8 protein-coding genes and 3 rRNA genes are annotated in these 14299 nt (G+C 63.2%); 6 read left to right on the forward strand and 5 right to left on the reverse strand.

Annotated elements, in window-relative coordinates; translation table 11 throughout:
- The first annotated feature begins 192 nt into the window (after window positions 1-192).
- Together DB30_RS20215 and DB30_RS20220 are read left to right on the forward strand one after the other, a co-directional pair.
- Entirely contained in the window at window positions 193-1008 is an 816-nt protein-coding gene (locus DB30_RS20215; protein ID WP_052551442.1) for a metallophosphoesterase, read from the forward strand.
- 157 nt (window positions 1009-1165) lie between these two features.
- Complete coding sequence (locus DB30_RS20220) at window positions 1166-2158, forward strand: helix-turn-helix transcriptional regulator (protein WP_052551444.1); 993 nt, start codon at window positions 1166-1168, stop codon at window positions 2156-2158.
- Between the two features lie 27 nt (window positions 2159-2185).
- Here DB30_RS20220 and DB30_RS20225 read toward each other — a convergent pair whose 3' ends face one another.
- On the reverse strand, window positions 2186-3193 hold the full coding sequence (locus tag DB30_RS20225) for a hypothetical protein (protein WP_165703854.1): 1008 nt from the start codon (window positions 3191-3193) through the stop codon (window positions 2186-2188).
- Between DB30_RS20225 and DB30_RS43130 the strand changes: the two genes are divergently transcribed.
- Window positions 3089-3658 (forward strand): hypothetical protein, encoded by a 570-nt coding sequence (locus DB30_RS43130; RefSeq protein WP_165703855.1) that lies wholly within the window; start codon window positions 3089-3091, stop codon window positions 3656-3658. The genes DB30_RS20225 and DB30_RS43130 overlap by 105 nt on opposite strands.
- Here the strand turns inward: DB30_RS43130 and DB30_RS20235 are convergent.
- From DB30_RS20235 to DB30_RS20250, 4 genes are all read right to left on the reverse strand, one after another.
- Entirely contained in the window at window positions 3586-5025 is a 1440-nt protein-coding gene (locus tag DB30_RS20235) for an MATE family efflux transporter (protein ID WP_146659797.1), read from the reverse strand. The genes DB30_RS43130 and DB30_RS20235 overlap by 73 nt on opposite strands.
- 101 nt (window positions 5026-5126) lie before the next feature.
- Complete coding sequence (locus DB30_RS20240; protein WP_052551446.1) at window positions 5127-5981, reverse strand: TlpA disulfide reductase family protein; 855 nt, start codon at window positions 5979-5981, stop codon at window positions 5127-5129.
- A gap of 95 nt (window positions 5982-6076) precedes the next feature.
- Window positions 6077-7348, reverse strand: a complete 1272-nt coding sequence (locus tag DB30_RS20245; protein ID WP_052551448.1) for an aspartate aminotransferase family protein — start codon at window positions 7346-7348, stop codon at window positions 6077-6079.
- A gap of 16 nt (window positions 7349-7364) precedes the next feature.
- Window positions 7365-8318 (reverse strand): DMT family transporter, encoded by a 954-nt coding sequence (locus tag DB30_RS20250; protein WP_146659800.1) that lies wholly within the window; start codon window positions 8316-8318, stop codon window positions 7365-7367.
- Between the two features lie 580 nt (window positions 8319-8898).
- Between DB30_RS20250 and DB30_RS20255 the strand changes: the two genes are divergently transcribed.
- The 3 genes from DB30_RS20255 to rrf all read left to right on the forward strand — a co-directional run bounded on the left by DB30_RS20255 (window position 8899) and on the right by rrf (window position 14202).
- Window positions 8899-10432 (forward strand): 16S ribosomal RNA (locus DB30_RS20255).
- Window positions 10433-10952: 520 nt separating this feature from the next.
- Window positions 10953-13902, forward strand: a 23S ribosomal RNA gene (locus DB30_RS20260).
- Window positions 13903-14085: 183 nt separating this feature from the next.
- Window positions 14086-14202, forward strand: a 5S ribosomal RNA gene (rrf, locus tag DB30_RS20265).
- Together the 16S, 23S and 5S rRNA genes form the textbook arrangement of a ribosomal RNA operon.
- Window positions 14203-14299: the final 97 nt, after the last annotated feature.

The following is a 14299-nucleotide window of genomic DNA, read 5'->3' on the forward strand; positions in this document are numbered from 1 at the left end:
ATAGATCGACATTAGCGGCCCTCCGGCCGGTATGCACCAACGTCCAAAATGTGGTCTTTGGGACAGGTGTTTGCGGTGTGGTGTGCGTGTGAACCGCCGTCACAATCAACATAGTCCCCTTCGCGAGCGCGCAAAATTGTGTCTGGTGACTTCGCGCTTTGGTCGAAAGTGCAGTTCGATTACACTGCCAGAGTGAGCCTGGGACGATTCGACCTGGTTGGTGACGTTCACGGCACAATTTGCACGCTCGACGCGATGCTCGAGCGACTCGGCTATTTGTGCGCAGGTGGGTGTTGGTATCACCCCGAGGGTCGCGTGCTGATATCGGTGGGGGATCTGATTGACCGGGGTCCTGATCCGCTCGGGTGTGTCGAGCGGATCGCGGCGCTGGTCGACAGCGGATGCGCACACATGGTGCTCGGCAACCACGAACTCAACGCTCTGCACTACGTCGAGGGCCTGCGCGAGCACAGCGACAAGAACCGCGCGCAGTTCCAGACCACGCTGACGCAGATCGACGCGTCGCCGCAGCGCTGGGACCGGGCCCGGGCGTTCATCGAGTCGCAGCCAACCCATTTATTGCTCGACGAAGGTCGCCTGCGAGTCGTGCATGCGTACTGGGATCCCGACGCGATCCGGCAGCTGCCGACCCGCGTCGACACCCGTGAGTTGCTCGTGGCCAGCGGGCCCGGGGGCCGGCTCGAGCACGCGTTCGAGCTGTGTATCAAGGGCCCCGAGCGCGCGGTTCCACGCTACCGCGACCACGGCGGTCACTGGCGCGAGACCCAGCGCGTGGCGTGGTGGAACGAGTACCCGGCCGACGCGCCCAAGCTGGTGTTTGGTCACTATTGGTTTCCCTGGCCCGAGCACACGCCGACCTCACCCGGGTGGACCGGCCCTGGCGCCAACGCAGCGTGCCTGGACTTTCGTGCCGGTCGCGGCGGTCCGCTGGTCGCCCTGCGCTACCCGGAGGGCGAGTTCGTCAGCGTGCCCAACCTGGATATGTAGGACTTGGGATATGTAGGACTTGGGACATCTAGGACTTGGCTGCCCACGGTGAACCAGTCCACGAACGCGTCCGCGAGCGGGCGAGAAGCCCTCGCCCGAGCTGAAAGTCGCCCGCGCTGAAAACTGTCGGCCCGCGCATCTGATAGCCTGTGCGGGCATGAGTGACGGGCCGTCGGAGTTGGTCAAGGAGACCGCGAGGGTGTTGCTTCGGCACCTGCGCGAGCATGGTGCGGCGACCAAAGAGGAGCTGGCGAAGGTCGCGGACGTCTCGTATCCCTCGATCCAGCGGGCGTTGACGTGGCTGCGCGACCACTGTGACTCGCCGGTGGAGTTCGACCGTGGGGCTGGCCGCTGGGTCCTGCGGGACCCTCACTTCACGCTACCCCTGACCGACCCCGACCCTCAGGACTTGTCGGCGGTGTTGTTCGCCGAGGCTCTGCTCGCGCCCTTGGCCGACGAAGAGATCACCTCGCGCCTGCGCCGGCTCGCCGAGCAGATGGACGCCGAGATGCGAGACCGCGGCCGCACCCCCAGCGAGGGCACGCGGCCCGGGACCTTGGTCGCAACCTTGACCACCGGCAGCCGCACGGATCCCCGGGTGCTGTCGACCTTGTTCGGGGCGATCGGCAAGCACGTGGTCCAGATCCGCTACGCGAGCCCATGGAGCAGCGCCGGCGCGGCACGCATCCACGACATCGAGCCCTGGCAGCTGCGCCTGCACGACGGCAACATGTATCTGCGAGCCTACTCCCGCACCCACAGCGAGCCGCGCAGCTTCCGAGTCGCGCAGATCGACGACACCAAGGTGGTGGAGGGGCTGACCCCGCGCGAGGCCGTACCCGCCCCCGACAAGATCTGGGGCGACCACGATCCGGCGTTCGGGATTGACGAGGATCGACCCGGCGTCGCCGTGTTGCGGATCCGGGCCCCCGTCGCCCGCTGGGTCCACCACAACGTGTGGGATCCCGGCCAGCAGGACACCTGGATCGAGGAGGGCGAGCTGCTCGAGCGCCGCGTCGCCTACCGCTCGTGTCGCGAACTGGCGCGGCGGCTGCTCTCGCTTGGCGACGCGCTCGAGTCGATCGCACCCGACGAGCTACGCGAAGTCGTGCTCGCCCATGCAACGATCCTGATCGAGCGCCTGCGCTGACCGTGGCGCGCGGAGGCGAGGCCGGGCCTACTTGTCCTTGCCGCCGCCGCCAAAGTAGTACTGCATGCCACCGCCGAAGAAGAAGCCGTCCTTGATGCCGCCTTCGATGCTGATCCCGAACGAGTCCTTGATAATCACGCGGAAGCTGCCAAAGAGGTTGATCACCGGGTAGACCGGCCAGGTGCCGTTGGTCTCGGTGGCGTTGAAGGCGCCGAGGTCGCCGCCGTCGCACTTGTCCCGCGAGCAACGGGCGAAGCTGCTGCCGGTCGAGATCCTGCCCCCAGGGGCGTTTCCACCGTTGCCGTCGACTTCTGCTGTCGAGGGGTCGATGTGGTCGTCATTCGGTTCGCGCATGCCGTCGCCGTCCTGGTCGATGCCAACATCGTTGTAGTAGCGAGGCGTGCACTTGCGGAAGTCCGCTGTGTCCGCCAGCGTCTGGCACGAGCCGGCGTCCCCAGGCGAGCCCGGGTTGGGGCCGAGCGGGGTCCGGCGCACGCCGTCGCCGATCAGCACCCCAATCCCAACGCCACCGCCGCCGCCGAGCTGAACCTCGACGTCGGAGTTGCGGTACAGCGTGCCGCGGCCGATGAAGTTGACCTCGGCGGTGAACATCCGCAGGTCGATCTCGGTGTAGTCAGCGGCGCCGAGGTTGCAGCTGCTGCCGCTGCCCTCGTCGACGGTGCAGCTGTCGCGGTCCCACTCGTCATTGTCGAGCCACAGCGAGTCCGGCGGCTGGATGTGCAGGTAGCCCACCCCAACCGAGACGTCGAAGGCGCGGGTGACCCGGCGGATGTAGTCGCCGCCGACATAGAAGTTGCAGCCGTCGACCTTGACCAGCCCGTTTTGCTCGCCCCAGTTGCCCGGCTTGTCGCGGCACAGCGAGTTGCCGTACGACGCGAGCGCGGCGTTGAGGAAGTACGAAGGGATCAGGTGAATGCCGCCGCGCAGGCCGATCGCGTTGGCGTTGAAGTCACCCCTTTTGGCGGGCCCGCCCGACAGCTCGTCCTCGAACTCGTCGTCTTCATCCTCGATCACCTCGCCCTCGGTCGGATCCTCTGTCGTGGGATCGATCGCCGCGTCGTCGCCAGTGGGGACGTCCTCGGATGGGGCTGCGTCGTCGGCCGGGGCTGCGTCGTCGGCCGGGGCTGCGTCGTCGGCCGGGGCTGTGTCGTCGGCCGGGGCTGCGTCGTCGGCCGGGGCTGCGTCATCGGCGACCGGGGCTGCGTCGTCGGCCGGTGGCGCGTGAACCAAGAGGTTCAGATCGTTCGCCGTCAGCGGCACCGCGAACGGGCTCGCCACTGCGACGGTCGGAATGATCAAAGTCGTGGCGAGCGCGAGAGGGGGCACAAGCAGACGCATGGCCCGATGATACGCCCGTCGTTCCCTGCACGGCAAAAACCTGGAGGCCGGCGACCACCCACATGCGCTTACAGCTTGATCGAGCGCCAACCCTTGGCCAAGAACTTGATCCCCATCGCCAGCCCGAGCGCGTTCACATAGATGACCGCCGCGGTCCAGATCCCCTCCATGCCAAAGCCGAGGTGCGGACCCAGGAACCAGCTCAGTGGCACCAGGCAGCCGACGTGAAGGATGCCTTCGATGATCATCACGAACACGTTGGCGCCCGCGCCGTACAGCGACTGCGACAAGATGATCGCAACGACGAGCATCGGGAGCGCGGTTGCGACCAAGCGCAGCGAGGAGGCGCCAGCTGCGGCGACGGCGGGGTCATTCGGTGCCCACAGCGAGATGATCTGCTCGGGCCAGATCCAAAACACCAAGATGATCGGGATCATCGCCAGCAGGCCGACGCGGACCGAGTCCCACCCGTAGCGCGCGGCCAGGTTGGGCTTGCCCGCGCCAAGGCTCTGGGTCACGGCCGTGGCCGTGGCCGTTCCAAACGCGAGCAGCGGCATGAAGCACAGGGCGGCCGTGTCCATCAACGCCTTGGTCGCGGCCGAGTAGGTGTTCCCGGTGCCCATGTCGGCGTCGATCTGCCCGACGAACTTGAAGAACAGCAAGAAGCCCGTCATCAGGATCAAGCTGGCCGACCCGGCCGGCAGCATCAGCCTGATGATGTTGGTGATCACCTTGCGGTCGAAATTTCGTAGCCGATAGAACTTGAAGCGACGGCTGTAGCGCGGCGCGAGGCTCACGACGATCATGATCGCCAAGCCCAGATAGGTGGCGATCATCGAGGCCCAGCCCGCGCCCGCGAGACCCATCCTGGGGATCCCGAGCCGATCGTTGCCGTAGATCAGCAAGTAGTTCAGCCCGATGTTGAACACGTTCATGACCACCGCGGCGATCAGGTGCACGTAGGTGCGACCGATGCCGTCGAAGAAGGCCTTGAACGCGAAGGTCGAGACCATCGCCCCGATCCCCAGGGCGCGCAGCTGCACGTAGACCGTGCCCAGCTGCTTTTGCTCTTCGCTGGCCTCGGCCAGGAAATTGACGGCATGGGGCCCGCTGAACCAACCAACCGCGATCCCCACCGCCCCGGCGACCACGGACACGAGCACCGCGTTGAACAGGACCTGGCCAGCCCGCTCTTCGTCACCCTCGGCGTAGCGGCGCCCGGTCATGGCTTGGGCGCCATACGAGATCGCCGCGAAGAACCCACCGACCGCCCAGTACAGCGGCATGCCCAGACCCAGCGCCGCCTGCGAGGCCGTGGCCTCGGCGGCGTCGTCGAGGCGGCCAACCATGAGGTTGTCCGCGGCGTTGACGAAGTACTGCGTCAACATCGCGAGCATGACGAAGGATCCGAGGTAGAGCACCTTGCGGATCAGCGACCAGTTCGGCAGCAGGCGCAGGCCTGTGCTGGCCTGGTCGGGTTCGTCGGACGCGTCGGTGAGCTTGACCAAGGTGGGTCCCAGGCGAAGACCGGCTCAGCACAACGAAGGCTCAGCGGTGCGCACCCGCGTTGTAGCCGATCGCGGCCGCCCATCTGCCTCGTTTGGAGAAATCAGTCCAACTTCTCGAGCTCGTCGCGGATCACCTGCTCGAGGTCGCCCATGCAGCTGTCGTCGATGAACTCGTAGGCCGCGACGATCTTGCCCGAGCCGTCGACCACGAACGAGAACGGGAAGTTGGGCCGGTTGTAGGCGCCCGCGGCTTCCTCGCCCGCGAGCGCGACCTTGGCTCGGAGCTTGTGCTTGTCGATGAACTCTTGCACCGCCTCGGGCTCTTCGTCGGTAGCAACCGCGACCAGGGTCAGCCCGTGCTTGCGGTATTTGCGGTACAGACGATCGAACTCTGGCAGCTCTTTGAGGCAGGGCTTGCACCACGTCCCCCAAAAGTTGAGGAGCACAACGCGCTTGCGATAGCCGTTGGGCGAGATCGTCTTCTCGCCGTCGACGCTGGGCAGCCGGAAGCCCTTGACCTTGTCACCGACCGCGAAGCGCTGCTGACACGTGGGCCCGAGCAGCTTGTGGGCGGGCTTGGGCAGCGGCTCGCGCTCTTTGGCGGCCACGGGCTGGGGGTTCTTCGGGTCGGCGCTCTTGCCCGAATCCGAGCCTGACTCCGAATCCGAGCCTGACTCCGCGCCTGGGTCGGCGTCTGGGTCCGCGTCCTGGTCGTCCGTGGCGGCGACGGCGTCCTCGTCCCCCGCGCTGTCGCCCGCGCCAACATTTGTAGCGACCACGGCTGGGCCAGGTCCCGGCGGCTCGGCGTCGCTCGCTGGGGTCGTGGCCGCCGTTGGCCCGCCCGGGTCCGCACCTCGCTCGGGATCGGTGGTCGTGACGGGGTCCGGCTTGCAGCCGAGCGTCGCAACCATGAACAGCAGGCCAACGCGACTGAGGATCGAAGAGCGATCGAACATCACCCAGATGGTATCCGAACGGTTTGCGCTCGGCGTCCCCCGGGGCCGGAACCGACCGCGCGCGGGGTCCTGCGTGAACAGCCCTGTGGGAACAATCACTTGGGCGTGGCCGCGCAGGCTCGGGCAATCCCCCGCCAGATCTCGCCGAGCTCGAGCTCGCCCGCCCGGTAGGGCAACAACATCCGCACCGTGTGGGCACCCGGGGTCGTCACCAGCACGCCCGCCTCGGTCAGCGCGGGCGCGATCTGCTTGGCGCGACCTTCGTCGAGCTTGCCCAATTGCACGCCGATCATGGCCCCCGTGCCGCGGATCTCGACGACCTCGGGGTTGGGCTCGCTCGCGGCGATCTTCTGTAATGTAGGCAGCTGGGCCGCGGCGTGGTCGAGCAGCCCCTCTTCTTCGATGATCCGCAGGGTCGCCAAGCCCGCGACGCAGGCGATTGGGTTGCCGCCAAAGGTCGTCCCGTGGGTGCCAGGCCCCATGTGCTCCGCGAGCTTGGGCGTGGTCAGGCATGCGCCGATCGGGAAGCTGCCGCCGAGCGCCTTGGCCAGCCAGATGATGTCGGGCTTGGCGTCGTCACCAACGATCGTCTCCCACGCCGTCCACCGGCCGGTGCGCCCGCAGCCGCTTTGGATCTCGTCGAGCCCAAGCAGCGCGCCGTGGCGATCGCACAGCTCCCGCGCGCGCAGCAAGAACCCCTTGCTGGCTGGCCAGACCCCGCCCTCGCCCTGGATCGGCTCGATGAACACCGCCGCGATCCGCGGCCCGAGCTCGGCGAACACCTGCTCGAGCGCGGCGACATCGTCAAACGGCACCCGCACGACCTTGGCCGAGGCAAACCGGCCCTCGTGGTCCTCGCCGTGGCAGCTCACGTAGGGCTCGCGGTAGGCCGGGTTCGCGGTCAGCGAGATCGCGCCGAGCGTGCGGCCATGGAACGCCCGCTCGAACGCCACGATCACGTCGCGCTTGGTGGCGCGCAGGGCCAGCTTGATCGCCGCCTCGGTCGCCTCGGTCCCGCTGTTGGTGAAGAAGCTGCGACCGGCGTCGATCGGGAACAGCTCGCCGAGTCGGGCCGCGAGCTGTTGTTGAGGCACGTGCCCGTAGGTGTTGGCGACGGCGCCGAGCTTCTCGAGCTGGCGATGGATCGCCGCGACCCAGGCAGGGTGCGCGTGGCCGAGCACGGCGGTGCCGATCCCCGCGATCGCGTCGAGGTAGATCTTGCCGTTGGTGTCTCGCACCCGCAGCGCCCCGCCGACCCGCCCCTCGTCGTAGACCGCGGCGTCGAGCACGATCCCGTGGCCGGGGTACGTGGGCCAGCGCAGATCGGGTGGGGGACTCGAGGGCTCTTGGATGCCGGAGGTGGTCATGCGCTCCGAGCTTCTCTCACACGCGTCGGCCGCGAACCAGGACCACCCCCGCGAACACCATCAAGAGCGAACCCACGGCATCATCGAGGCCAGGTCGCACGCCCCAGACCAGATCCAGCATCATCGAGATCGGGATCGCCGCGTAGGCGACGACCGCGACCATCGGCGCGGCCATGCGCCCGTAGGCGCGGGTCATGAGCAGCTGCCCGGCGAGCCCGAAGCCGGCCATTCCGGCGATCTTCCCGGTGACGTTGAGCCAGCCGACGTCCGGGAGCTGCAAGAACTCACCGCGGGCCAGCCCGATCGCCAGCGCGCCCGCGCTGACCGTGAGCGTGAACCAAAACACGACCCGCTCGGGCGAGTCCTTGGCCGTCGCCTTGCGGACCATGATGTGCGCCAGCGCCGAGAACAACGCCGAGATCGCGCCGGCCGCGATCGGCAACAGCGGGAGGTTCGCGCGCCACGCTTGATCCGGCCGCAGGACCACCAGCGCGCCCACCACCGCAACCATCAGAGCGACCACCGCGCGGGGGTGCAGGCGTTCACCGAGCAGGGTGGGCGAGAGCACCGCGACCAGCACGGGCTGCAGCAGGCTGAGCACCGTGTTCTCGATCAGGGTCAGGGCCCGCAGCGCATAGAAGTAGCCCGCCATCGCCCCGAGCCCGGCCAGCGAGCGCAGCACCACCGGACCGGGCGCGTTGGGGCGCAGGGTTTGGCCGCGTATGCGCAGCTCGACGAGGATCCACACCAGCCCTGGCGCGGTCCGCCAGAACATGACTTCGCTCGTCGTGAGGCCATCTTCGCGCAGAACTTTCACGAACGCGGCCATCCCGACAAAGCACCCCGTGCCGAGCAGCATCCACAGGAGTCCGAGTCGGCTCGAGCGTTCGGCGCCCGGTTCCGAGCCACGCGCGGTCCGCTCGGTCGCCATCTGCTCGCTTCGCGACCCTGGCTGCACGACTTGGCTCACGAGCGCTGAGTACTTCCGAACCCCTCGCCCGTCACCATCGCGCAATTAGCGACGGTGACCGACCAGGTCCGCGCAAACTTCGTTTCCCAAATTTTGCCTCGTCACCTACATTTCCGCACTTTGCGCCTGGACCCCGCCCCGCGACCGGCTTGAACGACCGAGCACAAACCCCCTCTAGATCCCCGAAATCGGGCAGCCACAGCGCGCATCATTTTTTTTCCAAAAGCCCTTGACCCACGCGACCCACTGGCCTAGAGATCCCAACCCCTGGCCATGAAGAGCCCCTGGCGGAGACGCCAAACTCCTCAACGGTCGGGTGACGCTGCCTGAAAACTGGAGAGCAGGAACACGGACCACGAAACCGCACGGTCCGGTTTTGCGCCCGAGCACGCTCGAGCGCAGCACACCGAGACCGCCCGCGGGGCCGTCGATCAGCAATGGTCGACAACCTCGTCACATGTGGGGCAACCCGCATGAATGACAAAAAACCAAAGTCCTCCTGACCAGAGATGGAGCAGGGGGCAGCCAGGCCGGTCGCAAGATCGGCTCAGATTCGGCCGTGAGGCTGAATTACAACATCAAACTGGAGAGTTTGATCCTGGCTCAGAGCGAACGTTTGCGGCGGGCTTAACACATGCAAGTCGAACGAGAACCTCTTCGGAGGGGACAGTGGCGCACGGGTGCGTAACACGTGGATAACCAACCCCCTGGTTCGGGACAACACTGGGAAACCGGTGCTAATACCGGCTATGGCGCATGAGTCACAAGGCTTGTGCGAGAAAGGCCCGCAAGGGTCGCCAGGGGACGGGTCCGCGTCCCATCAGCTTGTTGGTGAGGTAATGGCTCACCAAGGCGAAGACGGGTAGCTGGTCTGAGAGGATGATCAGCCACACTGGAACTGAGACACGGTCCAGACTCCTACGGGAGGCAGCAGTGGGGAATATTGCGCAATGGGCGAAAGCCTGACGCAGCCACGCCGCGTGAGCGATGAAGGTCCTAGGATCGTAAAGCTCTGTGGAGGGAGAAGAATAAAGCCGGTGAAGAGCCGGCCTTGACGGTATCCCTTTAGCAAGCACCGGCTAACTCCGTGCCAGCAGCCGCGGTAATACGGAGGGTGCAAACGTTGCTCGGAATCATTGGGCGTAAAGCGCGCGTAGGCGGCTTGGCAAGTTGGATGTGAAAGCCCTGGGCTCAACCCAGGAGGTGCATACAAAACTGCCAGGCTTGAATCTCGGAGGGGGTCAGGGAATTCCCGGTGTAGAGGTGAAATTCGTAGATATCGGGAGGAACACCAGTGGCGAAGGCGCTGACCTGGACGATGATTGACGCTGAGGCGCGAAAGCGTGGGGAGCAAACAGGATTAGATACCCTGGTAGTCCACGCCGTAAACGATGAGTGCTAGGCGCCGGCGGATTGACCCCGTCGGTGCCGAAGCTAACGCGTTAAGCACTCCGCCTGGGGAGTACGGTCGCAAGACTAAAACTCAAAGGAATTGACGGGGGCCCGCACAAGCGGTGGAGCATGTGGTTTAATTCGACGCTACGCGCAGAACCTTACCTGGGTTAAATCCACCAGAATCCGGCCCAAAAGCTGGAGTGCCCTTCGGGGAATTGGTGAGAAGGTGCTGCATGGCTGTCGTCAGCTCGTGTCGTGAGATGTTGGGTTAAGTCCCGCAACGAGCGCAACCCCTGTCGTCTGTTGCCATCATTTAGTTGGGAACTCAGACGGTACTGCCGGCCTAAACCGGAGGAAGGTGGGGATGACGTCAAGTCCTCATGGCCCTCATGCCCAGGGCTACACACGTGCTACAATGGCTGGTACAAAGAGCCGCTAACTCGCGAGAGTACGCTAATCTCATAAAACCAGTCTCAGTTCGGATTGGAGTCTGCAACTCGACTCCATGAAGCTGGAATCGCTAGTAATCGGAGATCAGCACGCTCCGGTGAATACGTTCCCGGGCCTTGTACACACCGCCCGTCACACCATGGGAGTCGATTGCTCCAGAAGTGGGTAGCCTAACCTTCGGGAGGGCGCTTACCAAGGAGTGATCGGTGACTGGGGTGAAGTCGTAACAAGGTATCCCTACCGGAAGGTGGGGATGGATCACCTCCTTTCTAGGAGTTTGTTCGAGCCTCGAGCTCGAACACTTCAGGTCGAACCCGTGGGCACTTAGTGCACATCAAAGTCCTCAGCGATGAGGCGCAGAGATAAGTTTCGTGGTCCTCCTACTCCCCAGTTTTCAGGGGCGATCACCCTTGGGGTGCTCCCTGACATCTGGATAGACGAACAAGACCACCGGAACGGTCACTGAACCGTCCTCGAGCGCGAGCTCGTGGGTGCGACAGTAACCGAACCGAGTAGCACATTTTCCGTCGTGAGCGTCGAGATGACGTTCACAAAATGAGTCTCAATTTTGGCCGGCTTCCTTCCAAGGGGGGTCGGCTGGGTGAGTCTCGAGCAGCTGCATCTTCGTGGTCCGTGAAGAGCCCGTGAGGGCCGATCGAAAGCGGAGACGCAGCCAAGAAAAGTAGGGTTCGTGGTGACGAAAGGAACCTCGGACTCGACCCAACTGACGGTGGTTTACGGACAATGTCGACTTCGAGAACCGGGCAACCGGGGAATCGAAGCGATTGAGGTCAAGCTACAAAGGGCACACGGTGGATGCCTAGGCACCAGGAGACGATGAAGGACGCGGATACCTGCGAAAAGCCACGGGGAGCTGGACTCGAGCACAGATCCGTGGATATCCGAATGGGGAAACCCGGTGGGCGTCATGGCCCATCAACGCATGCTGAATACATAGGCATGCGTGGTCAACGCGGGGAACTGAAACATCTCATTACCCGCAGGAAAGGAAATCAACAGAGACTCCGTAAGTAGCGGCGAGCGAACGCGGACTAGCCCAAACCAATCGGGCAACCGATTGGGGTTGTGGGGCTCCGACATGGGACCAGGAAGACTAACAGAACGGCTTGGGAAGGCCGGCCAAAGAGGGTGATAGCCCCGTACGTGAAAGTCTGAGAGGCCCTAGGAGAACCCCGAGTAGAACGAGGCACGTGGAATCTCGTTTGAAGCTGGGAGGACCATCTTCCAAGGCTAAGTACTCCCTGGTGACCGATAGTGTACTAGTACCGTGAGGGAAAGGTGAAAAGAACCCCTGTGAGGGGAGTGAAAAGAACCTGAAACCGTGTGTCTACAAGCAGTAGGAGCACTATGGCCTTTGGCAACGTGCGACTGCGTACCTTTTGCATAATGAGCCAACGAGTTGCGGTTTGTGGCAAGGTTAATCCGTTAGGAGAAGCCGAAGCGAAAGCGAGTCTGAATAGGGCGACATAGTCACAGGCTGCAGACCCGAAACCCGGCGATCTATCCATGGGCAGGCTGAAGCGCGGGTAAGACTGCGTGGAGGGCCGAACACACTCATGTTGAAAAATGAGGTGATGACCTGTGGATAGGAGTGAAAGGCTAATCAAGCCGGGAGATAGCTGGTTCTCGCCGAAACATATTGAGGTATGGGGTCGGCTGATTTCCACGGGGGGTAGAGCACTGGATGAGCTAGGGGGACCACAATCTTACCGAACTCAACCAAACTCCGAATACCCGTGAGAACAGGCCGGCACTCAGGCGCGGGGAGCTAAGTTTCCGTGCCAAGAGGGAAAGAACCCAGACCGCCAGCTAAGGCCCCCAAGTCATGACTAAGTGGTAAAGGATGTGGGAACGCTTAGACAGCCAGGAGGTTGGCTTAGAAGCAGCCACCTTTCAAAGAAAGCGTAACAGCTCACTGGTCGAGCGAGCCCGCGCCGAAAATTCAACGGGGCTCAAGTCATGCGCCGAAGCTGCGGGTCTGATCCACTTAGGTGGACAGGCGGTAGGCGAGCATTGTCTGTGCTGTGAAGGCGTACGGTAACGAGCGTTGGAGCGCAGACAAGAGCTGATGTTGGCGTGAGTAGCGATAAAGAGGGTGAAAAACCCTCTCACCGTAAACCCAAGGGTTCCTGGGTAAAGATAATCTGCTCAGGGTTAGTCGGTCCCTAAGCCGAGGCCGAAAGGCGTAGGCGATGGGAAGCAGGCGAATATTCCTGCACCGGCACGGATGGTTTCATGAGGAGGGACGGAGGAGGATAGTCGAGCGTTCTTGAGGATTGAACGTTCAAGCCAGTAGGCTGGCAGCGTAGGAGGCAATGGCCACAAACGCGCTGCTAAGGCCGAGAGGTGATGAGGCGGGCTCTCCGGAGCCTTCAACTCGATAATTCCGCGCTTCCAGGAAAAGCTTCGCATGAGTGTACCGCTGTGCCGACCGTACCCTAAACCGACACAGGTGGGTGGGGAGAACATCCCAAGGTGCTCGAGAGAACCCGGGTTAAGGAACTCGGCAAAATAACACCGTAACTTCGGGAGAAGGTGTGCCCCAGCTGGTGAAAGGCTTGCGCCTGGAGCTGGAGGGGGTTGCAGTGAATCGGGGGTAGCGACTGTTTACCAAAAACACAGGACTCTGCTAAGTCGCAAGACGACGTATAGGGTCTGACGCCTGCCCGGTGCCGGAAGGTTAAGAGGAGATGTTAGCGTAAGCAAAGCATTGAATCGAAGCCCCGGTAAACGGCGGCCGTAACTATAACGGTCCTAAGGTAGCGAAATTCCTTGGCGGGTAAGTTCCGTCCTGCACGAATGGCGTAACGACTTCCCCACTGTCTCGACCCGGGACTCGGCGAAATCGAAATCGGGGTGAAGATGCCCCGTACCCGCGGATAGACGGAAAGACCCCGTGAACCTTTACTGCAGCTTGGCACTGCAGTTCGGGCTTGTCTGTGTAGGATAGGTGGGAGACGTTGAAGCCGGGCCGCTAGGTCTGGTGGAGTCAACCTTGAAATACCACCCTGATGAGTCTGGACTTCTAACCGTGGCCCGTTATCCGGGTCCGGGACACTGCCTGGTGGGTAGTTTGACTGGGGCGGTCACCTCCTAAAGAGTAACGGAGGCGCGCAAAGGTTCCCTCAGGCTGATTGGAAACCAGCCGTAGAGTGTAAAGGCACAAGGGAGCTTGACTGCGACACATACACGTGGAGCAGAGACGAAAGTCGGCCTTAGTGATCCGGCGGTCCTGAATGGAAAGGCCGTCGCTCAACGGATAAAAGGTACTCCGGGGATAACAGGCTGATCTCCCCCAAGAGTTCACATCGACGGGGAGGTTTGGCACCTCGATGTCGGCTCATCGCATCCTGGGGCTGAAGTCGGTCCCAAGGGTTTGGCTGTTCGCCAATTAAAGCGGTACGCGAGCTGGGTTCAGAACGTCGTGAGACAGTTCGGTCCCTATCTTCCGTGGGCGTAGGAGTTTTGAAGAGGATCTGTCCCTAGTACGAGAGGACCGGGATGGACGGACCCCTGGTGTTTCTGTTGTCGCGCCAGCGGCATTGCAGAGTAGCCAAGTTCGGAACGGATAACCGCTGAAAGCATCTAAGCGGGAAGCCAACCTCGAGATTAAAACTCCCTGAAGGCTCGTTGTAGACTACAACGTTGATAGGCTGGGTGTGGAAGCGCGGCAACGCGTGCAGCTAACCAGTACTAATGAGCCGTTTGGCTTGGCCTACGTCTCGACCATCGTTAGAAAGGTCGAGTACGAGGTTCCGAGCGACAGTACGTCCCTACTGAGTAAGTAAGTGGAAAATGTGCAACGTAGAGAAGCAGGGTTTCAGGAGCCTGCTTCATCTCGGTCGCCGGGTGGGCGCTGGGTCTCTCTTTGGGGAGGCTTGTCGAGCCCACTTCTAGGTTTTCTGGTGGTCATGGCGGAGGGGCCATACCCGATCCCATCCCGAACTCGGAAGTCAAGCCCTCCTGCGCCGATGGTACTGCAGGGGTCACCCTGTGGGAGAGTAGGTCGTCGCCAGATCTATGCCCCCGAACACGCAAGTGTTCGGGGGCTTCTTTATTGGTTCTCTTTGGGAATTGGGGATCGTCGGCGGGGCGGGGTTGTTTGCGGGTTCGTG

It is taken from the genome of Enhygromyxa salina, from assembly GCF_000737335.2.
Taxonomy (GTDB): Bacteria; Myxococcota_A; Polyangia; order Nannocystales; family Nannocystaceae; genus Plesiocystis; species Plesiocystis salina_C.